The sequence below is a fragment of the Kribbella sp. VKM Ac-2571 genome (genome assembly GCF_004362255.1).
Lineage (GTDB): Bacteria > Actinomycetota > Actinomycetes > Propionibacteriales > Kribbellaceae > Kribbella > Kribbella pratensis.
On sequence record NZ_SNWS01000008.1, the window covers coordinates 220,987 to 242,513 of the forward strand.

At 69.3% G+C, this 21,527-nt stretch carries 27 protein-coding genes and 1 tRNA gene; 11 read left to right on the forward strand and 17 right to left on the reverse strand.

All coding sequences use genetic code 11. The features are described 5' to 3' along the window. The first annotated feature begins 53 nt into the window (after positions 1–53). From EV651_RS19510 to EV651_RS19520, 3 genes are all read left to right on the forward strand, one after another. Positions 54–1,433, forward strand: coding sequence for an MFS transporter (locus tag EV651_RS19510; RefSeq protein WP_202870401.1), 1,380 nt, complete (start codon positions 54–56; stop codon positions 1,431–1,433). Between the two features lie 276 nt (positions 1,434–1,709). After that, a complete protein-coding gene (locus EV651_RS19515; protein WP_130386859.1) occupies positions 1,710–1,892 on the forward strand; it encodes a hypothetical protein in 183 nt (60 codons plus the stop codon). Beyond that, positions 1,889–2,212 carry a hypothetical protein gene (locus EV651_RS19520; RefSeq protein ID WP_133786619.1) on the forward strand — a complete coding sequence of 108 codons (324 nt, stop codon included), beginning with the start codon at positions 1,889–1,891 and terminating at the stop codon, positions 2,210–2,212. The genes EV651_RS19515 and EV651_RS19520 overlap by 4 nt, the downstream gene beginning before the upstream one ends. 146 nt (positions 2,213–2,358) lie before the next feature. Here EV651_RS19520 and EV651_RS19525 read toward each other — a convergent pair whose 3' ends face one another. Next, a complete protein-coding gene (locus tag EV651_RS19525) occupies positions 2,359–3,111 on the reverse strand; it encodes a hypothetical protein (RefSeq protein WP_133786620.1) in 753 nt (250 codons plus the stop codon). Between the two features lie 413 nt (positions 3,112–3,524). Next, positions 3,525–4,325, reverse strand: coding sequence for a methyltransferase domain-containing protein (locus EV651_RS19530; protein WP_133786621.1), 801 nt, complete (start codon positions 4,323–4,325; stop codon positions 3,525–3,527). An 88-nt stretch (positions 4,326–4,413) separates the two neighbouring features. Between EV651_RS19530 and EV651_RS19535 the strand changes: the two genes are divergently transcribed. After that, complete coding sequence (locus EV651_RS19535; RefSeq protein ID WP_133786622.1) at positions 4,414–5,271, forward strand: aminoglycoside phosphotransferase family protein; 858 nt, start codon at positions 4,414–4,416, stop codon at positions 5,269–5,271. Here the strand turns inward: EV651_RS19535 and EV651_RS19540 are convergent. Then, positions 5,252–5,989, reverse strand: a complete 738-nt coding sequence (locus EV651_RS19540; protein ID WP_133786623.1) for a phytanoyl-CoA dioxygenase family protein — start codon at positions 5,987–5,989, stop codon at positions 5,252–5,254. The two genes, EV651_RS19535 and EV651_RS19540, sit on opposite strands and share 20 nt — an antisense overlap. A 50-nt stretch (positions 5,990–6,039) precedes the next feature. After that, positions 6,040–6,402, reverse strand: a complete 363-nt coding sequence (locus EV651_RS19545; protein ID WP_133786624.1) for a nuclear transport factor 2 family protein — start codon at positions 6,400–6,402, stop codon at positions 6,040–6,042. 125 nt (positions 6,403–6,527) lie between these two features. Between EV651_RS19545 and EV651_RS19550 the strand changes: the two genes are divergently transcribed. Both EV651_RS19550 and EV651_RS19555 read left to right on the forward strand, forming a co-directional pair. Continuing rightward, a complete protein-coding gene (locus tag EV651_RS19550) occupies positions 6,528–7,322 on the forward strand; it encodes a helix-turn-helix domain-containing protein (protein ID WP_133786625.1) in 795 nt (264 codons plus the stop codon). Then, a complete protein-coding gene (locus EV651_RS19555; protein ID WP_133786626.1) occupies positions 7,319–7,822 on the forward strand; it encodes a DinB family protein in 504 nt (167 codons plus the stop codon). Before EV651_RS19550 ends, EV651_RS19555 begins: the two co-directional genes overlap by 4 nt. Positions 7,823–7,856: 34 nt before the next feature. On the opposite strand, the gene EV651_RS19560 is transcribed toward EV651_RS19555, so the two are convergent. Beyond that, positions 7,857–8,882, reverse strand: a complete 1,026-nt coding sequence (locus tag EV651_RS19560) for a hypothetical protein (RefSeq protein WP_133786627.1) — start codon at positions 8,880–8,882, stop codon at positions 7,857–7,859. After that, positions 8,882–9,397 carry a SigE family RNA polymerase sigma factor gene (locus tag EV651_RS19565; protein WP_130386848.1) on the reverse strand — a complete coding sequence of 172 codons (516 nt, stop codon included), beginning with the start codon at positions 9,395–9,397 and terminating at the stop codon, positions 8,882–8,884. The genes EV651_RS19560 and EV651_RS19565 overlap by 1 nt, the downstream gene beginning before the upstream one ends. Positions 9,398–9,552: 155 nt before the next feature. Between EV651_RS19565 and EV651_RS19570 the strand changes: the two genes are divergently transcribed. After that, positions 9,553–10,752, forward strand: coding sequence for a hypothetical protein (locus EV651_RS19570; RefSeq protein ID WP_133786628.1), 1,200 nt, complete (start codon positions 9,553–9,555; stop codon positions 10,750–10,752). 132 nt (positions 10,753–10,884) lie between these two features. On the opposite strand, the gene EV651_RS19575 is transcribed toward EV651_RS19570, so the two are convergent. The 4 genes from EV651_RS19575 to EV651_RS19590 form a co-directional block, all read right to left on the reverse strand. Then, complete coding sequence (locus tag EV651_RS19575) at positions 10,885–11,646, reverse strand: hypothetical protein (protein ID WP_133786629.1); 762 nt, start codon at positions 11,644–11,646, stop codon at positions 10,885–10,887. Between the two features lie 322 nt (positions 11,647–11,968). Continuing rightward, complete coding sequence (locus tag EV651_RS19580; protein WP_133786630.1) at positions 11,969–12,493, reverse strand: SigE family RNA polymerase sigma factor; 525 nt, start codon at positions 12,491–12,493, stop codon at positions 11,969–11,971. A 21-nt stretch (positions 12,494–12,514) separates the two neighbouring features. Further along, the gene (locus EV651_RS19585) at positions 12,515–13,831 is read right to left on the reverse strand and encodes a diguanylate cyclase (protein ID WP_238157074.1); all 1,317 of its coding nucleotides are present in this window, start codon (positions 13,829–13,831) and stop codon (positions 12,515–12,517) included. A 114-nt stretch (positions 13,832–13,945) separates the two neighbouring features. Beyond that, a complete protein-coding gene (locus EV651_RS19590) occupies positions 13,946–15,493 on the reverse strand; it encodes a helicase HerA-like domain-containing protein (RefSeq protein ID WP_133786632.1) in 1,548 nt (515 codons plus the stop codon). Between the two features lie 182 nt (positions 15,494–15,675). Here EV651_RS19590 and EV651_RS19595 point away from each other — a divergent pair, with 182 nt between their 5' ends. Together EV651_RS19595 and EV651_RS19600 are read left to right on the forward strand one after the other, a co-directional pair. Beyond that, on the forward strand, positions 15,676–15,969 hold the full coding sequence (locus EV651_RS19595) for a type II toxin-antitoxin system VapB family antitoxin (protein ID WP_133786633.1): 294 nt from the start codon (positions 15,676–15,678) through the stop codon (positions 15,967–15,969). A 32-nt stretch (positions 15,970–16,001) separates the two neighbouring features. Further along, positions 16,002–16,565 (forward strand): LytR C-terminal domain-containing protein, encoded by a 564-nt coding sequence (locus EV651_RS19600; protein WP_133786634.1) that lies wholly within the window; start codon positions 16,002–16,004, stop codon positions 16,563–16,565. Between the two features lie 17 nt (positions 16,566–16,582). On the opposite strand, the gene EV651_RS19605 is transcribed toward EV651_RS19600, so the two are convergent. From EV651_RS19605 to EV651_RS41415, 5 genes are all read right to left on the reverse strand, one after another. Next, on the reverse strand, positions 16,583–18,094 hold the full coding sequence (locus EV651_RS19605; RefSeq protein ID WP_133786635.1) for a potassium/proton antiporter: 1,512 nt from the start codon (positions 18,092–18,094) through the stop codon (positions 16,583–16,585). A gap of 107 nt (positions 18,095–18,201) precedes the next feature. Further along, positions 18,202–18,292, reverse strand: a tRNA-Ser gene (locus EV651_RS19610). A gap of 13 nt (positions 18,293–18,305) precedes the next feature. Further along, entirely contained in the window at positions 18,306–18,734 is a 429-nt protein-coding gene (locus EV651_RS19615) for a nucleoside deaminase (RefSeq protein ID WP_133786785.1), read from the reverse strand. 31 nt (positions 18,735–18,765) lie between these two features. Next, positions 18,766–19,251, reverse strand: a complete 486-nt coding sequence (locus EV651_RS19620; protein ID WP_133786636.1) for a tRNA adenosine deaminase-associated protein — start codon at positions 19,249–19,251, stop codon at positions 18,766–18,768. Positions 19,252–19,326: 75 nt separating this feature from the next. Beyond that, on the reverse strand, positions 19,327–19,488 hold the full coding sequence (locus EV651_RS41415; protein ID WP_166658664.1) for a hypothetical protein: 162 nt from the start codon (positions 19,486–19,488) through the stop codon (positions 19,327–19,329). A 103-nt stretch (positions 19,489–19,591) separates the two neighbouring features. On the opposite strand from EV651_RS41415, the gene upp reads away from it, so the two are divergent. Continuing rightward, positions 19,592–20,233, forward strand: coding sequence for a uracil phosphoribosyltransferase (upp, locus tag EV651_RS19625; RefSeq protein ID WP_133786637.1), 642 nt, complete (start codon positions 19,592–19,594; stop codon positions 20,231–20,233). Here the strand turns inward: upp and EV651_RS19630 are convergent. Then, positions 20,230–20,880, reverse strand: coding sequence for a substrate-binding domain-containing protein (locus EV651_RS19630; RefSeq protein ID WP_202870402.1), 651 nt, complete (start codon positions 20,878–20,880; stop codon positions 20,230–20,232). The two genes, upp and EV651_RS19630, sit on opposite strands and share 4 nt — an antisense overlap. On the opposite strand from EV651_RS19630, the gene EV651_RS41905 reads away from it, so the two are divergent. Beyond that, entirely contained in the window at positions 20,869–21,168 is a 300-nt protein-coding gene (locus tag EV651_RS41905; protein ID WP_202870403.1) for a hypothetical protein, read from the forward strand. The two genes, EV651_RS19630 and EV651_RS41905, sit on opposite strands and share 12 nt — an antisense overlap. 29 nt (positions 21,169–21,197) lie before the next feature. Here EV651_RS41905 and EV651_RS19635 read toward each other — a convergent pair whose 3' ends face one another. Next, the gene (locus EV651_RS19635) at positions 21,198–21,518 is read right to left on the reverse strand and encodes a hypothetical protein (protein WP_133786639.1); all 321 of its coding nucleotides are present in this window, start codon (positions 21,516–21,518) and stop codon (positions 21,198–21,200) included. Positions 21,519–21,527 lie beyond the last annotated feature (9 nt).

Genomic DNA, 21,527 nt, shown 5'->3' on the forward strand with positions numbered 1-21,527 from the left:
GGTTCCTGATGATGGGGTCAGTTACAAGAGGTAACCATGAGAGGGAGTCTCACGTGTCATCAACCGTCACCCCGGAGCGGCTGACCGGCCGCGCCTGGGCCGTTCTGTTCGTCCTCTGCGGCGCGATCTTCCTGGAAGGCATCGACGTCTCGATGATGGGCGTCGCGCTGCCGTCCATCCGCGCCGAGCTCGGCCTGACCACCGGCGAACTGCAATGGGTCGTCAGCGCCTACGCCCTCAGCTACGGCGGATTCGTGCTGCTCGGCGGTCGCGCCGCCGACCTGCTCGGCCGGCGCCGAATGTTCGTCGGCTGGCTGGTGGTGTTCCTGCTGTTCAGCGGCCTCGGCGGGTTCGCCACCGAGGGCTGGGTCCTGATCCTGGCCCGCTTCGTCACCGGGATCGCGGCCGCGTTCATGACCCCGGCCGGCCTGTCGATCATCACCACGACCTACCCGGAGGGACCGCAACGCAACAAGGCTTTGCTGGTGTACGCCGGAACCGCGGCCGGAGGCTTCTCGCTGGGCATGGTCACGGGCGGACTGCTCACCGCGATCGACTGGCGATGGGTCTTCTTCGCGCCGGTGATCGTCTCGGCCGCCATCCTGGCCGGCGCCGTCGCGCTGATCCCCCGGGAAACCGCGCCGACCGCGCACCGCGGAGGCTTCGACCTGGCCGGTGCCGTCGCCCTGACCGGATCGATGTTGTTGCTGGTGGCAACCGTAGTGCGGGCGCCCGACATACCGGCGGCACAGACAGTGGCAACCGCTGCCGCCGGGCTCGTGTTGCTCGGGGCCTTCGTGACGATCGAGCGGCGGGTCGACGCGCCGTTGATCAGGCTCGGACTCTTGCGGAACGCCGCCCTGATCCGGGCAAATTTCGGCGCGATCCTGCTGGTCGGATCATTCGTCGGATTCCAGTTCATCGCGGTGCTCTACCTGCAGGAATTGCGTGGCTGGTCCGAGTTGGAGACCGGACTGGCCCTGATGGTGATCGGCATCGACGCCGTACTCGCCCCGACCCTCACGCCGTGGCTGGTGACCCGATTCGGCAACGGCCACGTGGTCTTCGGCGGATTCGTGCTCGCCGCCTTCGCCTACACAGCGTTCCTGCCGCTGGGAACGACGTTCGCGGCCATGCTTCCGGCGTTCCTGCTGCTCGGGCTTGCCTTCGCGCTTGCCTATGGGCCGTTGACGATCGCCGCGACCGAGCGGGTCGCCGAGGAAGAGCAGGGGCTGGCGAGCGGCGTACTGACGACGTCGTTCCAGTTCGGGTCCGCACTCGGGCTGGCCGCGGTGGCGGCAGTCCTGGCGGCGGGCGACGAACTGACTGCCGGCGGATTCCGCACCGGGCTCGCAGTACCCCTGGCGGCCGCTGTGCTCGGTGTTGTGACGGCATGCATTCCGGTGCGTGAGCGCGCCAATGCAAACAGTTAGCAGGACATCCACATTTCTTTGCCCGTCGAACAATTCGCGACGCCGAATCGTTATCTGCAAATAGCTGCAACCATTCTTGACAGAGTTTCCGGCCCGCCTGACGATCCGGCTGAGAGGGCGTTGACCTGCGCGTTCGTAGGGTTTCCCTACTCTGCGTTAGGCCTCTGTAAAGGTCCCTACCAAACTGTTCCGAAGGTGCCCACCAGTGAGGTGTTCTTTATCTCAACGCCGGACAAAGCCGTTCGGCCTACGACCTAGACTGCCGAAGGAACTGCGATGACCGAGACGCTGGAGACCCCCACAACGCACCGTCGCGTGCGGGTCTGGTTCGGCGCTCACCCGATCGCGGATCACACCGCCATGGCGGAGCAGGCAGTGCAGTACGAGGAAGCCATGCGCCGCCGGTTCGCGTCCCTCCGGGTGACGAGCGAGCCGGTGCTGGTGGACGCAGAGCGATGACTACCCGGCCGACGCTGCTCGGGTACGTACGGGCCGACGCGCTGAGCTGCGCGGAGGAGCTGGCCGCGGCGACCGATTCACTCGTCGCCTTCGCCAGCGCCGAGGGGTTCACCCTCGGGACCGTCTACACCGAGCGCGATGCGGCCGAGTCGGCGGCGTTCCACGCACTGCTCGACGAGGTGAAGCGGTCCGAGGTCCACGCTGTGGTCGTACCGACCATGAGCCACCTCGGGTTCGGCAGCAGCGGCGGTACTCCGGCGGCGATGCGGCAGCACCTCGAGTTCCACCAGGCGCACGTCTGGGCGGCCGACTCGAGATAACTCCACACAGGCAAGCGGAGCTGACGTCTTGACCCCTGCATCGGCGTCGGTTCCGCTCTCCACCTCCACAGCTGCACCGGGGATGCCCGGGCGGTAGTGGACCACCAAGGCCCCACCGGCTGCTACCGGTGGGGCCTTGTCCATGCTCAAGCCACGATCGTGTAGCCGTAGCGCTTCATCGCGTTGGCCACGGAGGTGTTGAAGATCCCGGTCACCTCGAGCTTGAAGTGCAGCTGCACCTTCCGGATCACCCGCTGGAAATGCAGGTGCCACGGTACGCCGGCCGCCGGCACCGTCTCGGCCTTCGTGATCGCACCGACCCGCGGGTGTGCCGCCCAGGCGATCACCCGGGCCCGGTCCGCGCCCCACACGCCGGTCATCGCGTCGTGCGTGCGCGCGTACTCCATCGCGGCCAGCGAGATCGTCGAGTCCGGCACGGGCTCCTTCGGCGGGTGCGCCTTCAGGTAGAGCTCCCAGGTCATCCCGTAGTACCCGGGAGGTCCGTCGTCCGGACCGCGATCGGCCAGCCCGTTCCGCTTCCGGTGGTACTCCGCCACCTGGTGCGCGGCGCCGCGGGACAGGTCCTTGTCGCCGACCGCGATCGCGTGCACGTGGTACGGCCAGTTGCCCTGCGCGGGCGTCCGCAACCAGGCAGCGAACCCGACCTGCCGCAGTGCCTTCACCACGGCGACCCGCTGCGCGGCGCTCTTCGTCCGTACGTCGACGTCGACCGCGCCACCGCCGTCGTGGGTACCGGCCGAGGCGTCCACGCCGCCGGCGTTGTACGACCCCTGCAGGATCGCGAACTTCGAGTGGTACAGCCGCTCCGCGGCCTCGGCCATCGCCACGGTGCGCCTGTTCATCGTGAAGCCGCGCCAGGAAATCCTTGCCTCAGGCATCTTTTCCACCGGACCCGGACCCGAGGATCCGCTCCGCGTCCTCGGCCGCGCCGAGCGCCTCCAACTCGTCCAGCCGCTCTTCGGTCAACTCGTCGTCGAACACTTCCCGCATTGCTGTTCCTTCCCCCTTGGTGTCCGCGCACCGCGAAAATCGCGAACCAGCCTAGGCCGCTGTCAGGTCAGCTACGACGGGCGAAGGTTTGAGGAACGTGAAGTTTTCCGACCGGATCGCGTGCCGGGGTGTGTGCGGGCCCGCGAAGTGGGGTACCTGTAGGTGGTCCCGCGGTTCGGTCAGTGCCATTCGGGCATGGGTGGTGTTCACCGAGCCGCGAGTTCTCCCACTGAGGGGCGGGAGAACGACCGGCCCGGCGGGTGTGTCTCTCCCAGGATGCGCCCGCCGAGGTCCGGAAAGTTCAAAGCGCCGACGCGACGAACAAGTACCTGTTCAGGCTGAAGAAGTAGCTCGCGCCGAGACCGCGCAGATCGTCCGCCCAGGCAAGCGCCTCCTCCTCCGTCACGCCGGCATGACCGGGGACGAAATCCGAGACGATGTCGATCAGTCCGCCGCTGTACGTGCGCTGGTCGTACGCCGTGTTGAGGATCGGCACCACCTGCTGATGCGTCGGCGTGAAACCGGTCTTCGCCAGTACGTCGGCCAGCCTCCGGGGCAGATGCGGATCCGCCAAGTGATCCTCGAACGCGGTCAGTACGCGGGCCATCCGCTCGTCGTCACTGGATCGCCACACCACCGAACCCCAGTCCGTGTCCAGCAGTACGACGCGACCCGCCGGCCGGAGCACCCGCCGTACCTCGTCCAGTGCGGCCGCGACGTCGTCGACGTACTCGAAGACCTGGGTGGAGACCACCACGTCGAAGCTCTCCGCGGGGTGCGGGATCCGCGCGACCGAGCCGAGTTCGAGCTCGAGGGGCGGTCCGCCGGGGACCTCGGCGCGGGTCCGGGCGATCGCCAGCATGCTCTCGCTGACGTCGATCCCGCAGATCCGCCCGTTCGGTCCCACCTCGCCGGCCATCTCAGCGGCCAGTAGCCCCGGCCCGAAACCGACGTCCAGCACCCGGTCGCCGGGCCGCAACGCCAGTGCCGCCCGCACCGCCCGACGCTGCTCGACCACGTCCGACGTGGTGTAGACCGCTTCGATCTGCCGGGAAACTCCCGCGTCGAACTGCAACCCGTCCTGGTCAACCTCTCCGCCCATGCCCAACATCATGATCCTCGATCCCGCCGCCGGGGAGGGCATTTCCAAATCGGATGAATGCCCCGGGTTGCCCCGCTACGGTGACCGGGTGATCGAGTTGCCTGAGGAGTTTCTGCGGATGCCGCGGTGGTGGACCGAGGGCGGGGAGTGGTTGCGGGAGCTGCCGATGGCGGTCGAGCGGCAGTGCGGGCGGTGGGATCTGACGGTCGTGGGAGCGGTTGCACACGGGTCGAACGCGGTCGTCGTACCGGTCGCGCGGGGCGGCGAGGAGTTCGTACTGCGGATGTCGCCGCCCGGAGCGGAGGTGACCGAGCAGACCTGGGCGCTCCGTTGGTGGGCAGGTCGGGGCATGGCCCAGCTGTACGACGTCGACGTCGAGGCCGGCGCGATGTTGCTGGAGCGGTTGTCCACACCGTTGACCAGCCGGCCCGTCGACGAGGCGGTCGCCGTACTCGGGCAACTGATGCGCAGACTCGCCGTACCGGCTCCGGCCGACGCACGGTCGACCGCCGACATCGTGACCAAGCGATCGGCGCAACTGGAGCCGGAGTGGGAGCGACTCGGCCGCCCGTTCGACGCCGCGATCCTGCGCGAGGCGCTCGACGTCGCGCCGTCCGAGACCACCTCGACGCTCGCGGTCAATGGCGACTTCCACTCCGGTCAGGTGCTCGCCGGGCAACGTGAGGAGTGGCTGGCCGTCGACCCTGTGCTGTTCCGCGGGGACATCGAGTACGACCTCGGCCGGGTCCTGTGGTGGGACCTCGACAAGATGGACGACATCGTCCGGTACTTCGACATCGCGGTCCGGGAAGCGGGTCTCGACCGGGACCGAGCGCGCGACTGGGTGATCTGGCGAACCGTCGACTACTGGCTCTGGGGACTGTCCGTCGGCCTCACCGAGGACCCGGTGCGGTGCGCGCGATTGGTCACTGAGCTTTCCAGATGAACCGGCTGCGCATCATCCGGGGAGTGTCGGCCGCGTTCGGCGCGATCGAGTGCAGGATCCACGGATGCGTCAGGTACACGTCGCCGGCCTGACCGGTGAGCTCGACGACGCGGACCGGCAGTCCGTCGAGGTCGGCCGGCTCCATCGGGTCCACCGTGCGCTGCTCCGACGTCAGGTTTCGGAACCACGGATCCGACCGCAGCACCTGATCGCGAACCGCCTTGAACTCGCGCTCGTCGGTCGTGGTCAAGAAGCGCTCGATCACCTTGTGCGAGCCCGCGACCTGCGGAGTCCCGCCACCGCCCGGCTCGATATCGCCGTACAACGCCCAGATCTTCACCGCCCCGGTCTCGCTCTCGAAACCGACGTCCGTGTGCCACTGCCGATGCGGCACCGCCCACGGCACGCCCTCCGGCATCGTGACCAGCACCTGGCCCTGATGCTTCGGCTCGACCCATTCGCCGAGCAGCCCGTCGAGCGCCGACCGCACCCGCGGACCGAGGATCGCGTGCGCGCGCCGATCGAACTTGGTGGTCTTCAAACCCGTCGGTCGCAACGGCGTCCAGGTCGAACGGTCCTCGCGATCCATGGCATGCCGAGCGGACAGCTCGTACCAGAGCACGTCCCGCATCCCCGCGGCCTCGTCGGAGGTGAACGCGGACGGGATCTTCACGATCCCGTCGCGCTCGAAAACATCCAGCTCTTCGGTGGTGAGCATGTTCCATCCTGCGCAGGTGCGGCGAGCACATTCCACCGAATTGATGTGCCTCAGTGCTCCGGGGCGAAGTCGTGGAAGCCGATGAGCTGCCGGATCTTCCCGTCCGCGTCGAGTACGACGATGTCGGTGCCGCCGGCGACCGGCTCCTGTCCCTCGGCCTTCAGGTGCCAGGTCCAGCGCAGGTAGTTGTGGTGCTCGTCGATGTCGCCGATCCGGACGAACGACAGGCCCGGGAACATGTGCTGCGCGGCGCCGACCAGTTTGTTCAGCTCGTCGTGGCCGGTGGTCTCGAAGCTCGGGTCCTGGAAGGTCGCGTCCGCGGTCCAGGTCCCGGCGATGAGCTCGGCGCGGTGGTCGGCGTCGGCGGCGTTCCACATCGCGAAGTACTGGTCGGCGAGAGTCGTTGCGTTCATGGTGTTTCCTCCTCGATCGGTTGCGATGACCAGAACCTTGCCGCCAGGTCCGGCGTACCGTCGATGACGTCAGAGGTAATGGCGGTGTCTATGTCAGGTCGAGGGCCACCCGCTACGGTCGGAGCATGGCAGCGACGATCGAGGAGACGTTCCAGCGCCCTGTCGGTGAGCTTCTGCGCGGCTGGCGGGAGCGCCGGCGGCTCAGCCAGCTCGAACTGGCGAACCGGGTCGAGGTGTCCACCCGGCACGTGAGTTTCGTGGAGACCGGGCGGTCGAACCCGAGTCGCGAGATGGTGATGCGGCTGGCCGAGCATCTCGACGTACCACTGCGGGACCGCAACCAGTTGCTGCTGGCGGGCGGGTTCGCTCCGGTCTACAGCGAGGCGTCGCTGCACTCGCCGTCGATGCTCGCGATCCGTACGACGCTGCGTCGCCTGCTGAAGGCCCACGAGCCGTACCCGGCGCTGGTCGTCGACCGCTGGTGGAACATCGTCGAGGCGAACGCCGGGATCGCGATCTTCACCACGGACGTCGACGAGAAGTTGCTGCAGGCACCGATCAACGCGCTCCGCCTGACCCTGCACCCGGACGGCCTGGCCCGGCGGATCGCCAACATCGCCGAGGTCCGCGCCGCCGCGCTCGCGAGCCTGCAACGCCAGGTCGCCGGCACCGCGGACCCCGAACTCCAGGACCTGTACGACGAACTTCGCGGGTACGCCGTCGACGACAAACCGGCACCACCCGGGCCGGCCGAGGTCGTCGTACCGTTCAACCTCGCTCACGACGGCCGCGAACTGTCGCTCCTGACCACCATCGCTACCTTCGGCACACCGCTCGACGTCACGGTGTCGGAGCTCATGATCGAGTCCTTCTACCCGGCCGACGACGCAACCGCCGACTATCTGCGGGCGCTGTCGTGAAGCCCCCGCGCGACCTCGCCGACACGATCGAGCTGCATCTGCAGTACCTCGATCGCTACCGAGAAATCATCGAGAAGAAGCTCGTCGGGCTCAGCGACACCGAGCTGCGCAACAGCCGGCTGCCGTCGGGATGGGCGCCGCTGGAGCTACTGAAGCACCTGGTCTTCATGGAGCGACGCTGGCTGCGCTGGGGCTTCACCGGTGAGGCCGTCGATCACCCGTGGGGCGACTCCGCGGACGATCCGGACAGCCCCTGGACCCTCGAACCTGACGACACCCTGGAAAGCCTGCTGGCCCAACTGCACGCGGGCGGCGAGTTCACCCGGAGCGTGGTCGCCGGCGAGGATCCGGCAACGGTCGCGGCTGCCGGCGGCCGCTTCGGGCCTGACGACCGACCGACGCTGAACTGGATCCTGTTCCACGTCCTACAGGAATACGCACGGCACGCGGGCCACCTGGACGTGGCCCGCGAGCTGGTAGATGGTGCCACCGGCGAGTAGCGCTGCGTGACCTACTCGCCGGTGGCGGGGTGCCCTACCGGCTGGTGGAGGGGTGGCCGGTGGGGAAGGTTGTCGGGAAGCTCGGCGTCGGGATGCTGGGCTTCTCGGACGGGGTGGGGAACGTCGGCTTGGTCGTCGGAATCGACGGCTTGCTCGGGAGCGTCGGCTCGGCGGTCTGCTGCTTGCCCGGGTCGACGGTCACCTCCACGCCACCGGAGACCGTGACCGTCGGCAGCGACGCAGTCGGCTTGGTGGTCGGCTTGCCCGGCACCGTCGGCAGGGTCGGCTTGCTCGTCGGCACACTCGGCTTCGCGGTCGGTACGCCGTTCACACAGTCCGGCAGCGTCGGCGTCGGGACCGGCTTGGCCGAAGGAACCGTGGTCGGAAGGCTCGGCTTCGTCGTCGGAAGCGACGGCTTGGCGGTCGGGACGCTCGGCAGGGTGGGCTTCCCGGGCAGCGACGGCTTGCTCGTCGGCACCGTCGGCAAGCTCGGAAGAGTCGGCTTGGTGGTCGGCACGGTCGGCTTACCCGGCAAGCTCGGCTTCGACGTCGGGAGGCTCGGCTTGCCCGTCGGCCAGCTCGGCTTCGTGGTGGGAAGGCTCGGCTTGCCCGTCGGCAGCGTCGGCTTCGTCGTCGGCACCTGCGGCTTACCAGGCAGCGACGGGAGACCAGGCTTGCCCGGGACCGCCGGCTTCTGCGGGTTGTTCGGGTCGATGGTCTTGTTCACCGAGACCGTCACCTTGGGCAGCTGCGGCTTCTCCGGCTTCTGCGGCAGGCACGTCGGGTCCACCGACGGCGCCGTCGGCGTATCGGCCGGAATCACCGCCGGCACCGGAGGCTTTCCGCCACCGGCCAGCAGGTTCTTCACCGGCAGGGCCGGTCCGCCGACCGCGGCGGACACCGTCGCAACGGTTCCGGCCAGTGCGGTGACACCCGCCGCGGCCAGTCCCCGGCGCAGCCAGCTCAGCCGCTTGCCGCGCCGCATCAGGTCGCCGGCGTCCGGCTGCCACGGCTCCATCTCGTACGTGAGCGCGTCGTGTACCCGCTGCTCGTCACTCATCAGTTTCCTCCAACTCCGGTATCGATCAGGTCGGGTGCCAGACGCAACTTGGCCAGCGCCCGGGAGGCCGTGCTCTTCACGGTCCCGGCCGCCATGCCGAGCAGTTCGGCGGTCTCGGCCTCGGAGAGATCCTGCGAGTAGCGCAGCGCGACCACGGCTCTCTCCCGGACGGTCAGACCACTGAGGGCCGAGAGCACGGCCTCCCTGGTCTGGACCGCCCCGGCGAAGTCCGCCACCGCTCGCTGGTCCCAGTCGTTCTGCACCGGATCGCTGGGTACTTCGTTGTTCCAGCGCCGGCGGGCCTGGGAGAGGAATCGGTTGACCAGCACCCGCCGGACGTACCGCAACGGGTCGCCCTCCAGCCGGTGCCACTTCGGGTAGGACCGCATCAACGCCTGCTGCACCAGATCCTCGGCGGTGTGCCGATCGCCGCACAGCATCTCCGCGAAGCGGAGCAAGGGGGTCGACTGCGCCACGACGAATCGCTCGAAGTCGGCGTCCGCGGTCCGGGTCATCGATTCTCCTCAGCCTCTGTCACACCGGTCCAAACCCGCTGGGTGATCGATCGGGTTCTGCCTAGTCACGAGAAATTTATTCACGGGCTATGCAGAAGAGGTGTTTGTGAGTCACATTGGGTGCTCAAGCCTTCACCGCCCCGGAGGTTCCGCCCATGCGTATCACCCGTACAACCGCGCTCACCGCCTGTCTGGCGATGACCGCCGCGATCTTTACGGCAACCTTGCCCAGCACCGCCGCAACCCCTGACCCCGTCTCGGTCGCGGCCCGACCCGTCGCCGGATCCAGCAACGTCAAGGTCGACGGCAGCCGCATCCTCCTCGGCGACGCGCCGGCCGCGATCGGATCCACCGAGATCAAGCAACGCTCCGGCCTGGCCGAACTCACACCGGTCCGGTTCGCGGATCCCACGTCGGCCGTTGTCGTCGGCTACACCTCAGGTACGCCGGACGGTTCGTCGGCGGAGGTCGACGTACGGTCGTGGGTCGACAACAGGTGGTCCGAGTGGACAGCTGCCAAGGCCGGTACGCCGATTGCGCTGCCCGGCGCGAGCGACCAGGTCCAGGTCCGCATCATCGTCAGCGCACCGTCGACCGGCGCGAGCCCGTGGGTCGGCGACGTTACGGTCCAGCCCACCGACCAGACCGCCGTACCGCGGATGACGATCCAAGCGGCACCGCTCAAGTCGCACGTCTTCGCCACGCGTGAAGGTCTGGTGGGCGGTACGACGGCCAACGGCCACGTGATCGTGAGCCGGGACCACTTCGTCGCCCTGCCGTCACGGCGCGGTCTGTCGAGTGCCGGATCCGGCACGTACTCGGTGAAGGTCTGCACCGCCTCCCGCTGCGCGTTCGAGCCGGTGTGGGACGTCGGACCGTGGAACACCAAGGACGACTACTGGAACCCGAGCGCGACCCGCGAGATGTGGAAGGACCTGCCGCAGGGCAAGCCCGAGGCGCAAGCGGCGTACCAGAGCGGGTACAACGGCGGGAAGGACCAGTTCGGCCGGACGGTCGCAAACCCGGCGGGGATCGACCTCGCGGACGGCGTGTTCTGGGACGCGCTCAAGCTGGCCGACAACTCGTGGGTCGACGTCACGTACCTGTGGACCGGCGACGGCGGGCGCGGGACGGTGTCCATCTCGTCCGGGTATCTGAACGTGCGGAACGCGCCGAACTCGACCGGCGCGGTCGTTGGGATGGCCGGCAAGTCGGCTCAGGTCACTGTCGAGTGCCAGACCACCGGGGAGAGCGTCACCGGGTCGCAGGGCACGAGCAATGTGTGGCTGCGGGTCAACGCCGGCATGTACGTCGCGAAGGCGTGGATCTCGGCGGGCAGCTTCGGCGCCTGCTGAACGTCCGCCACTCACCAACACCACGGCCGCACGCCCACCGACTCCTCGGTGAGCGTGCGGCCGTCCCCTTGGTGAGTGGCTGAGGTCCGCCCCTACTTACCGCGCGACGGCTGCGTCGGAGTCGCCGTCGGCTCAGACCAGCGGGTCGGCGCGACAGACGGCGTACCCGGTAGCGTCGGCGTCGGCCGCACCGCACGCGGAGACCGCGTCGGAGTCGCCCGCGGCACAGGCGGCCGCGTCGGCGAGACCGTCGGCGTCGCGCAGGAAGAATCCCTCGGCGAGCGAGTCGGCGTAGGAACCGGCCGACGAGTCGGCGCCGCAGTCGGCGGGAGACTCGGCGTCGCCCTCGGCGGACGCGTTGGGGCTACGGTCGGCGGGAAGCTCGGGGTCGCGGTCGGCGGGCGCGTTGCCGTTGGGCGGCAGGTGGGAGACGGGGTTGGCGGGAGGGTCGGGGAGACCGGCCGTGACGATGGTGAGCGGGTCGGGGTGGCCGCTGCGCTTGGGGTAGCTGCGCTTGGGGTGGCTGCCGTTGGAGTGGCCTGCGAGGGGGTTGCGGCGGTTGGGCCGCCTTGGGCGGTGGTGTCGGCGGCTGAGTTGCCGCTGCGTGCCATCGCCGTACCGGCGACTGCGACGCCCACCACCGCCGCGGCCGCGAGCCCGCCCAGCAGTATCCGGGTCATCCGCCGCTTCCGGCCTACCTCGTCCATTGTTGCCCTCCGCACCTTTTTGATGTTCGGTCGGGCTGAAGGACGCGGCCGGGTCGCGAAAGGTTCTGTTCAGCGTGGAGCGCGCGTCGACGTGGGCAACCCCGACGGAGAACGCCGCGGCGGTGTGACGGGCGTGGTCAGCGACGGAGTCCTCGTAGGTCGCGCCGTGGGCAGCCCGGTCGGCCACACGCTGGGCGGCATCGTCGGCGTCGGCTCAGGTCTGGTCGGAGTCGCGCGCGTCGGAGTCGGAGTCGGGGTCCGAACAGTCGGCGACGGACCAGGGTTCGCCGGCTGCGGTACCTCGCCCCGCAGCTGACCACTGCCCGCGATTCCCGCGACCGCAATCACGACGACGACCGCAACCGAGGCCCCGGCCGCAGCGACCCGCCCCCGGACCCGCCGCCGACGGGCACCAGCAATCACCCGCGCCGGATCGAGTGGCGCGATGGAATCGTCCGGTGCCAGCACGACCCGGAGCCGCTCCTCGGCCGGCGTCCCGCGCTCGTCGTTCATGTTCGCTCCCCCACGCCGCTCAGCTCCGGCGCGGCCCGCAGCTTGTCCAGGGCCCGCGCGTTCGCGCTCTTCACCGTCCCGATCGCCACTCCGAGAACCGCCGCGGTCTCGCGTTCGGTGAGGTCCTCGACGTACCGCAGGACGACGACTGCTCGCTCGCGCCGGCTCAGCGTGGCCAGCGCGGCCCCGACCGCCACTCGCCGGTGGACCCCACCACTCGGATCGACGGCCGCTTCGAGGAGTAGGTCGAGCTCCGCCGCGTCGCCACTGGGACGCTCACGCCACGGCCGGCGCCGTACCCAGGACAGGTGCTGGTTGACCACCGCCTGCCGGACGTACGCGAACGGGTCCGCCATCTCGATCCGGTCCCAGCGCAGGTACGCCTTCTCGAGCGCGGTCTGCACAAGATCCTCGGCGAGGCCGGCGTCACCACAGAGCACCCGCGCGAAGTGCACCAACCGCGCGGATCTGGCCAGCACGAACGCCGTGAAGTCGTCGTCACGACTCCCCGTTGCCGCCATGTGCGCTCCGTCCTGCCGTCCTCACCTCACAGGACGCGGAGCGGGCGCCAAAGGTTCTGTCTGTTCCGAGAATTGCCTCGACGCGGTCAGCCGGGGCAGCGGGACGGTGTCGGCGGCCAGGCGGACCCGGTTCCGGCCGGCGTCCTTCGCGGCGTACATCGCGCGGTCGGCGCGGAGCAGCAGATCGTCGACGGTCGCCCCGTCGTTCGGGTACACCGCGACGCCGATGCTGACGGTCAGGCGGAAGGTGTCCGGGTCCAGGTCCGGGGCGTCGAGTACGCCGGCGCACATCGCGGCCAGCGGGCTGTTGGCGACCGCGTTGCGGAGCCGGTCGGCGGTCACCGTCGCCTCGTCGAGGCCGGTGTCCGGGAGCGCGATCACGAACTCCTCGCCGCCGAACCGGCCGATCACGTCCTTCGCCCGGATCGCGCTGCGCAGGATCGTCGCGACCGCGCGCAGCGCCTCGTCGCCGACCAGGTGCCCGTGCCGGTCGTTGACCTGCTTGAAGTGGTCGATGTCGATCAGCAGCACCGCCATCGACTCGTGCTGGTTCCGCGAGGTGCGCAGCATCTGCTCGGTCCGGCGGCGCCACCAGTCGACCCGGGTCAGGCTGGTCTTCGGGTCGGTCTGGGCCTCGGTCTCCAACTGGCCGAGGAGCAGCGCGCGCTGCGCGGTCAGCGTGATCGGGATCGCGACGAACGCGAACCACGGGCTGATCAGGCAGGCCGCCGCGAGCAGGCAGCCGAAGGTGGCGGCGGTCGCGTCGGTGCACAGATCGTCCAGCCCGCCGACTGTCTCGCGGCGGTTGCTGCCCGGGATGATCAGCGAGATCGCGAGGCCGCACAGGAGGGTGTCGGTCACGACGTACGCGATCGCGCCGGCGGCCATCGACACGACCAGGCCGAGGCCGCTGTCGCTGGTCAGGCCACGCGCGGAGACGAAGACCGCGTGCGCGGCACCGACCGCGAGGACGTGGACCGCGGTCGAGAAGGCCCAGCGGTACGGGATGCACTTGCCGGCTCGGATCCGCCACCAGATCCGCAGCAGTACTGCGACCAGGATCGCCAGTGCCGGATGCAGGATGAGCGCCGCGGCGATCATCCACGCCGGGGCGAAGTCCTTGTGCAGTGCGCCGCCGCGCCGCCGCCGGCTCTCCACCCGGCGCGCGCCCTCGACGGAGATCAGCGCGGACACGGTCAGCGCGAACACGACGTCCAGCCCGCGCCAGGTCGGACGGTCGGTGAACGCGTGCACGCCGTACCCGATCGCGGCCAGGTCGACGAGCACGACAACGGCGAACGCCGGGACCGTCAGGGTCCAGAGCGCCCAGGAACGCATCGCTCGCCTACTCTGTGCAACCATCACCTCACACGGTACGACGTGCGGGCGTCAGGTCCCAATCGGTGTCGGCGCGGCTGTGGATGACGACTTGAGAACGATCGCCGATGCGTCTCAGCGTCGGCGGCGGGCCGCGCCGAACAGGCCGCGGACGATCTCCCGGCCGGCCGAACGGGCGAACTGCTTGAAGGCGGACGACCCGACGACCTGCTCGACCACCGACTTCTCCTGCTTCTGCGCCCGCGGCCGCGGCTCCTGCTGCTGCTTGGCCTGCTCCTGCTGCTGCTTCTCGGCCTCGGCCTGTGCGGCACCGGCCTGCACCTTCGCCGCGAGCAGTTCGTACGCCGACTCGCGGTCGACCGTCTGCGAGTACTTCGCGTTGTTCGCCGACGCCTGCACCGTCGCGGTCAGCTGCTCCGCGGACGCCGGCGCCATCAGCGACTGCGGCGCCCGGAGCCGGGTCCACGCGACCGGGGTCGGCGCGCCCTTCTCGTTCATCACGGTCACGATCGCCTCGCCGATCCCGAGCTGGGTCAGCACCTCGCCCAGGTCGTACGACGAGTTCGGGAACGTCGACACCGTCGCCTTCAGCGCCTTCGCGTCGTTCGGCGTGTGCGCCCGCAGCTGGTGCTGCACGCGCGAACCGAGCTGCGCCAGGACGTCGTCGGGCACGTCCTTCGGGGTCTGGGTCACGAAGAACACGCCGACGCCCTTCGACCGGATCAGCCGGACGGTCTGCGCGATCGAGTCGAGGAACGCCTTCGAGGCGTCGTTGAACAGCAGATGCGCCTCGTCGAAGAAGAACACCAGCTTGGGCTTGTCGACGTCGCCGACCTCGGGCAGGTCGTGGAACAGGTCGGCGAGCAGCCACATCAGGAACGTCGAGAACAGCGCCGGCCGGTCCTGCAGGTTCGGCAGCTCGAGCAGCGAGATGACGCCCTTGCCGTCGCGCTGCTGCAGCAGGTCCGCGGTGTCGAACTCCGGCTCGCCGAAGAACGCCTCGGCGCCCTGGTCCGCGAACCCGATCAGCGACCGCAGGATCACGCCGGCCGTCGCCGCGGACAGGCCGCCCAGCTCCTTCAGGTCGTCCTTGCCCTCGTCGGACGTGAGGTGCGTGATGACGGCCCGCAGGTCCTTGAGGTCGAGCAGCGTCAGGCCGGCCTTGTCGGCGTAGTGGAAGATCAGCCCGAGCGACGACTCCTGGACGTCGTTGAGCCCCAGCACCTTGGACAGCAGTACCGGGCCGAACGACGTGATCGTCGCGCGGATCGGGATCCCCGTACCCTGCCCGCCGAGCGCGTAGAACTCGGTCGGGAAGCCGGTCGCGGTCCAGTCCTGGCCGATCGACTTGGTCCGGGCCAGCAGCTTGTCGTTGCCCTCACCCGGCTGCGAGACGCCGGACAGGTCGCCCTTGATGTCGGCTGCGAACACCGCGACACCGGCCGCGGACAGCTGCTCGGCCATCAACTGCAGAGTCTTCGTCTTACCGGTACCGGTAGCACCCGCGACCAGGCCGTGCCGGTTCATCATCCCCAGCGGGATCCGGACCGCCGCCTCCGGTGCCGGCTCGCCGTCGACCAGTAGCGCACCCAACTCGAGCGCCGCCCCCTCGAACGCGTACCCCTGCTTCACGGTCTCCACGACGTCGGCTTTCTCGGCCATCTGAGCGCGCCTTTCCCCGGTTGCCTGAACTCTCGCTGTACTACCCGGTCGGCATGCTAGTCCTCCAGCCCTGCTCCTGGGGGACGTCTGACGGCACCGAAAGGTTGCGTCGGCGCACCGGACTATTCCGGTGACATTCATGACCTCCTCGTACGACCTTTCACACCGCTAGACTTCGGGGGGTGATCTTCAAGCGTGTCGGGGACGACAAGCCGTACCCGGACCATGGGCTGCGGCCGAAGGACTGGTCTTCACTGCCGCCCAGGCAGGTGCGGCTGGACGAACTCGTCACGACGAAGGGCACTTTGGACCTGAACGCGCTGCTCGACGAGGACTCGACTTTCTACGGCGATCTGTTCGCGCACGTGGTGGAGTGGAAGGGCGATCTGTACCTCGAGGACGGCCTGCACCGCGCGCTCCGGGCGGCGCTGCAGCAGCGTCAGGTCCTGCACGCACGGGTACTGGTAGTGGACTGACCAATGGCTGCCGCTCACGGGGGGAGGAGCAAATGACAGCGATCCATCCGCAACCGAGACCGCACTCGCGGATCCGGTGGCGTACGCCGATCACGATGGTGATCCTGCTGGGAATCCTCGCCGGCGGGGGCTGGTGGGGCTGGAACTCGCTCGTGAACAGCAGCGCCGAGCCGACCTGCACCGAGCAGAAACTGACGAACAACCGTCTGGTCCCGAAGCAGGTCGTGCTGAACGTCTACAACGGCGGCGCCCGCGCGGGCTCGGCCGGCCGGGTGGCCGACGCGCTCAAGCAGCGTGGGTTCAACATCGACAAGGTCGCGAACGAGCCCAAGGGTGACAAGGTCGACGTGGTGGCGCTGCGCGGTGCCGCCGCGGACGCGCCCGAGATGCTCCTGGTCGCGGGTCAGCTGAACCAGAAGGCGGTCATGGTTGCCGACGGTCGCACCGATCACACCGTCGACCTGGTCATCGGCGCCGGTTTCGGCTCCGTGAAGCTCAAGGGCATCCCGTCGGTCACGGTCGCCCCCGGCGCCACGGTCTGCCTCCCGGTCATCCACAGCCCCCAGCCGATCCCGTCTGGGCAGAACCCGAACTAGGTCCTGCCAGACAGGACCTAACTGTTCTCGCGGCCGCGTTCGCCGAACCAGCCCGCCAGGCGGCCGGCTCGGGAGACGGCGCGGAGGCGGCGGACGGTCTGTTCGCGGACCGGGCTGGGCGCGACCACGAGCAGGTTGTCGGCCGCTCGAAGCACGGTACGGCGGTCCGGGACAAAGGCACGCTCTCCGCGGATCACCAGCGCGACCGAAACACCGGGCGGTAGCCGCAGCTCTGTGATCTCGACCCCGGCCAGCCGGGACTCGCTCGGGACGTACACCTGAAGCATGTCCGCGCCGAGCGACTCCAGCGGCGCGACGTCGATGTCCACCTCGTGCGCCGCGTTCTCGTCGAGGACGCCCAGCCGCTTCGCCAGCCACGGCAGCGACGGCCCCTGCAGCAGCGTGAACAGCAGCACCAGCACGAACACCACGTCGAAGATCCGCTGCGCCTGCGGCACCTGCTCTGCGAGCGGGATGGTGGCGAGCACGATCGGCACCGCGCCCCGCAGACCCGCCCACGAGATGAACGTCCGCTCCCGCCACGGCAACCGGAACGGCGCCGCCGAGATCGCCACCGACGCGAACCGCCCGACGACCGTCACCGCGACCCCGATCACCAGGGCGACCAGTACGTCGTCCCACCGGAACCGCCCCGGCGACGCCAGCAGCCCGAGCATCACGAACAACCCGATCTGCGCGAGCCAGGCGATCCCGTCGACGAACGACCGGGTCGCCATCCGGTGCGGCAACTCGGCCCGTCCCAGCACCAGCGACGTCACGTACACGGCCGCGAACCCCGACACGTGGAGCAGCACCGAGCCACCGGCGTACGAGATGAACGCCACGGAGAGCACCGCCAGAGGGTACAAACCGGCCGAGCCGAGGGCCATGCGGCGGATCAGCCCGACGCTCACCCACCCGATCAGCAGGCCGAACAGCGCGCCGACGACCAGCTCGTAGACGACGAGGCCGCTGAACCACAGCAGGCCCTTCTCGCCGACCTCGCCGGTGCTGACGAGCGTGACCAGGAGGACCGTCGGGGCGTCGTTCAGACCGGACTCCGCCTCCAACGCCCCACGCAGCCTTGGACGGATCGGCACCCGTCTGAGCACCGAGAACACGGCCGCCGCGTCCGTCGGCGACGTCACGGCCCCGAGCAGCACCGACAACTGCCAGTTCAGCCCCAGCACGAAATGCGCCACACAGGCGACGACACCGACGCTGACCGCGACCCCGACCGTCGCCAGCACGAGCCCCAGCGGCATCACCGGCCGTACTTCGTTCCACCTGGTGGTCAGACCGCCCTCGGTCAGGATCACCACCAGCGCCGCGAACCCGAGCGCATGCGCCAGCTGCGCGTCCTCGAAATGGATGTGCCCCGGACCCGACTCCCCCAGGAGCAGCCCCATCCCGAGGTAGATCAGCAGCGACGGGAGCCCGAGCCGCGCGGACAGCCGCACCGCGACCACAGCGACCAGCAGAATCGCCGCGCCCGCGAGCAGAATCCGGTCGAGCTCCGCAACATCCATAGGGGCCCTCTCGTCGAGCGTCCCGAGTCAGGTCCAGAGAGACGAAAACCCTGACGCATCACACAGCATCAGGGTCTCCGGCCTATCTGGCCGCCCCGGAGGGCGGTTGGCGGTGGCGGAGGGATTTGAACCCTCGGACGGGGGTTGCCCGTCACGCGCTTTCGAGGCGCGCTCCTTCGGCCGCTCGGACACGCCACCGCCGAGGACAATATCAAGGTCTGTGGCCGATGAAGAAATCGCGCAGCCGGGCACCGGCCTCGTCGGCCATCACGCCGCCGATCACCTCGGGCCGGTGGTTCAGCCGGCGGTCCCGTACGACGTCCCACAGCGACCCCACCGCACCGGCTTTCTCGTCGTACGCCGCGAAGATCAGCCGGTCCAACCGGGACAGCACGATCGCCCCGGCGCACATCGTGCACGGCTCGAGGGTGACCACCAACGTGCAGCCGGTCAGCCGCCACTCGCCGACCTGCCGGGCCGCCTCGCGGATCGCGAGCACCTCGGCGTGCGCGGTCGGATCGCCGGTCGCCTCACGCTCGTTGTGGCCGCGCCCGATGATCTCCCCGCCCTCGTTGACCACGAGGGCTCCGATCGGTACGTCGGGCAACGCCCGCTCGGCCTCCTCGAGGGCGAGCGTCATCAACCGCGACCACGCCTGCCGCAGGATCGGGCTAGCCAACGGCTTCGATCGCGTCGTGGAACTGATTGCCGAAGCCAAGGGTCTCGGCGATCTCCTCGAGCATCTCGTACGGATAGAGGTCGACGTCGTCGCAGAGCGCGCCGAGGTCCATCGCGGTCATCCCGAGGTCGGCGACGATCGTCAGGTCGCCGGCCGGCACCTGCTCGTCGTCGTCATCGGCCAGCGGGATGTCGAGCTCGTCCACGACCTGCCGGGCCAGCGGCCACTCGGTCGCAGCCGTCACGTCGGAGATCAGCAGCCGGGCGCGGCCGCCGAGCACCCGGACCAGGACGAAGAAGTCCTCGTCGACCGACACCAGGCCGAGCACCCCGGCCTCACCGGGGTACCTGCGGAGTGCGGACACCAGCGTGGACAGATCGGGCTCACCGCGCAGTACCAGCGGCGTGACGGTCCAGTTCCCGTCCTCGGTGTACGCAGCGACCGCGAAGTCCAGGTCGGTAACCGTGGCATCAGACACCGCATCATCGTCGCAGGTCTGCGGCGTCCCGGCGATCTCAAGCCGATATCGGATCCGCCAACACCGGTCAACGCCTCAGTGGTGGTACGTCGCTCTGCGCATCGCCTCGCGCAACTGCCGGACGCGGGCCCGCCGGGGCGCGATCCGGTCGCGGAGGGCGCGCGCTTCGTCGAGCTCGCGCAGAAAGGCGGCGCGGCGGCGCAGTCGGTCGAGCTGCTCGGGCGTCTTCTCGGCCATCGAACTACTCCCTGGTGGGCGACAGGGCGAATCCAATGCACTTTCCAGTCTGCCAGCGGGCGCGCTTTCGCGCCGCGAATCGCCGACGGTACCGTTCGGCCTTATGCAGATCCTCGTCGTGGACCACCCGCTCGTCGCCCACAAGCTCACCGCGCTGCGCGACGAGCACACGGACTCACCCACGTTCCGGCGGCTGACCGAGGAGCTCGTCACGCTGCTCGCCTACGAGGCGACCCGGGACGTGCGGACCGGTCCGATCACGGTGCAGACCCCGGTCGCGGAGGCGCAGGGCGTGAAGCTCGCCGCGCCGAAGCCGCTCGTCGTCCCGATCCTGCGCGCCGGTCTCGGCATGCTCGAGGGCATGACCCGGCTGCTCCCGACCGCGGAGGTCGGTTTCCTCGGCATGGTCCGCAACGAGGAGACCCTGACCGCGTCGACGTACGCCGAACGCCTTCCCGAGGACCTGTCCGGACGCCAGTGCTACGTCCTGGACCCGATGCTCGCCACCGGCGGCACGCTCGCGGCGGCGATCCAGTTCCTGGTGGACCGCGGCGCCGACCACATCACCGCCATCTGCCTGCTGGCCGCCCCGGAAGGCGTCAAGCGCGTAGAGAACGAACTGACCCACCTCGACGTACCGTGCAACCTCGTCATCGCCGGCATGGACTCCCACCTGAACGAAAAGGGCTACATCGTCCCAGGCCTCGGCGACGCCGGCGACAGGCTGTACGGCGTCGCCCACTAACTCAGCTCAGTTGATGTGGGGCCGAGGTCGCGCACGGTCTGGGCGAAAGCGCGGATGAGGTCGTTCTCGGTGTCGGTGCGCCAGACCGCCCCGTACGGCAGGGCGTCCATGTCCCGGACGGGCAGGTAGGCAATGTCGGGCCGGGCCCAGTACCGGGCCATGTGGCCGGAGAACAGGCTGACGACCTCACCGGTGCTGACCAGGGTGAAGATCTCCTCCGAGTTCCACACGACGGGGCCTCGTTCGATCGCGCGGCCGCTGGGAGTGTGGGTCGGGACGAAGCCGTCATGCCAGTAGTCCGCTGCCTCCACATTCGGATGCTGGAAGTCGGCGATCATCTCCAGCGAGACCGTCGTGTGCCGCGTGAGTTCGTGGTCGGCGGCCACGGCCAGCACCCGCGGCTCGGCGAACAGGACCGGGCCTACCGTGAGATCGGGTTCCTCGACGGGCAGCCAGGCGACCAGGACGTCGACGTCCCCGCGGCGCAGGCCCGCGAACGGGTCGACGAACGGCGCCTGCAGGATCCGCAGCCTCCACTCGGGATGCCCGGAGCGGAAGGCGTCCCAGTACGGGCGCAGGTCGTTGCGGAACTGGTCGGCTGGGGCACCCAGGGCGATGTCGCCTATGTCCCCGTCATGCGCACCCAACTCGTTGCCGCCGGCACCGTTGCCGAGAAACTCGTCGAGGTAGCGACCGCCGCGGTTCCGGAGCCCACAGACGCGCCGTACCCAGAGGTCGCCGGGCCACGAGCCGAGAACCTCGTGGACGCAGCGCGCCTGCTGGCCGCCCGCCAGGGCAGCCCGTCTCGCGTCGAGGAAGTCAAAGACCCGGCCAACCCCGACCGGGACCTGTACGAGAACGGCGCCTTCCTCCCCGGCCCACACGCCACCCTTGCCGGACCGACGTACGCGGACTGGCTGGACCAACAGGCCTGAACGAACCGGGCGGCGGTGACAAACTCAGGTCAGAGCGGCTTCCGCGAGGTCGGCCAGTACGGCGTAGCCCGCGTCGGAGGGGTGTGCGTCGCCGTCCCGGCACAGCAGGGTGTAGCACACAGCGCCGTACCGTCGTAGGCATCGAAGACCGGCATCGGTTCGACGTTGCCCGCCACGCGTGCGATCGCGGCCGGCGCACCCCGGGCGATGCACTGGACATTTCCGTTGCAGGAGGCAACGAATGCGTTGGCGTCGTTGCCCCACAACGAGATCGTGACCAGGTCGACCCGGCCGCGGTGGGCGCGGAGGAACTGCGTCGCCGCGTCGAGCTGCGGGCCGGGCAACGCCACGCCCCATCG

Bases quoted from the DNA above. Each gene is read 5' to 3' on its own strand.
- EV651_RS19515 (WP_130386859.1), top strand. From the start codon at position 1,710: ATGACCGAGACGCTGGAGACCCCCACAACGCACCGTCGCGTGCGGGTC.
- EV651_RS19520 (WP_133786619.1), top strand. From the start codon at position 1,889: ATGACTACCCGGCCGACGCTGCTCGGGTACGTACGGGCCGACGCGCTG.
- EV651_RS19525 (WP_133786620.1), bottom strand. From the start codon at position 3,111: ATGCCTGAGGCAAGGATTTCCTGGCGCGGCTTCACGATGAACAGGCGC.
- EV651_RS19530 (WP_133786621.1), bottom strand. From the start codon at position 4,325: ATGGGCGGAGAGGTTGACCAGGACGGGTTGCAGTTCGACGCGGGAGTT.
- EV651_RS19540 (WP_133786623.1), bottom strand. From the start codon at position 5,989: ATGCTCACCACCGAAGAGCTGGATGTTTTCGAGCGCGACGGGATCGTG.
- EV651_RS19545 (WP_133786624.1), bottom strand. From the start codon at position 6,402: ATGAACGCAACGACTCTCGCCGACCAGTACTTCGCGATGTGGAACGCC.
- EV651_RS19550 (WP_133786625.1), top strand. From the start codon at position 6,528: ATGGCAGCGACGATCGAGGAGACGTTCCAGCGCCCTGTCGGTGAGCTT.
- EV651_RS19560 (WP_133786627.1), bottom strand. From the start codon at position 8,882: ATGAGTGACGAGCAGCGGGTACACGACGCGCTCACGTACGAGATGGAG.
- EV651_RS19565 (WP_130386848.1), bottom strand. From the start codon at position 9,397: ATGACCCGGACCGCGGACGCCGACTTCGAGCGATTCGTCGTGGCGCAG.
- EV651_RS19570 (WP_133786628.1), top strand. From the start codon at position 9,553: ATGCGTATCACCCGTACAACCGCGCTCACCGCCTGTCTGGCGATGACC.
- EV651_RS19580 (WP_133786630.1), bottom strand. From the start codon at position 12,493: ATGGCGGCAACGGGGAGTCGTGACGACGACTTCACGGCGTTCGTGCTG.
- EV651_RS19585 (WP_238157074.1), bottom strand. From the start codon at position 13,831: ATGCGTTCCTGGGCGCTCTGGACCCTGACGGTCCCGGCGTTCGCCGTT.
- EV651_RS19590 (WP_133786632.1), bottom strand. From the start codon at position 15,493: ATGGCCGAGAAAGCCGACGTCGTGGAGACCGTGAAGCAGGGGTACGCG.
- EV651_RS19600 (WP_133786634.1), top strand. From the start codon at position 16,002: ATGACAGCGATCCATCCGCAACCGAGACCGCACTCGCGGATCCGGTGG.
- EV651_RS19605 (WP_133786635.1), bottom strand. From the start codon at position 18,094: ATGGATGTTGCGGAGCTCGACCGGATTCTGCTCGCGGGCGCGGCGATT.
- EV651_RS19615 (WP_133786785.1), bottom strand. From the start codon at position 18,734: ATGACGCTCGCCCTCGAGGAGGCCGAGCGGGCGTTGCCCGACGTACCG.
- EV651_RS41415 (WP_166658664.1), bottom strand. From the start codon at position 19,488: ATGGCCGAGAAGACGCCCGAGCAGCTCGACCGACTGCGCCGCCGCGCC.
- upp (WP_133786637.1), top strand. From the start codon at position 19,592: ATGCAGATCCTCGTCGTGGACCACCCGCTCGTCGCCCACAAGCTCACC.
- EV651_RS41905 (WP_202870403.1), top strand. From the start codon at position 20,869: ATGCGCACCCAACTCGTTGCCGCCGGCACCGTTGCCGAGAAACTCGTC.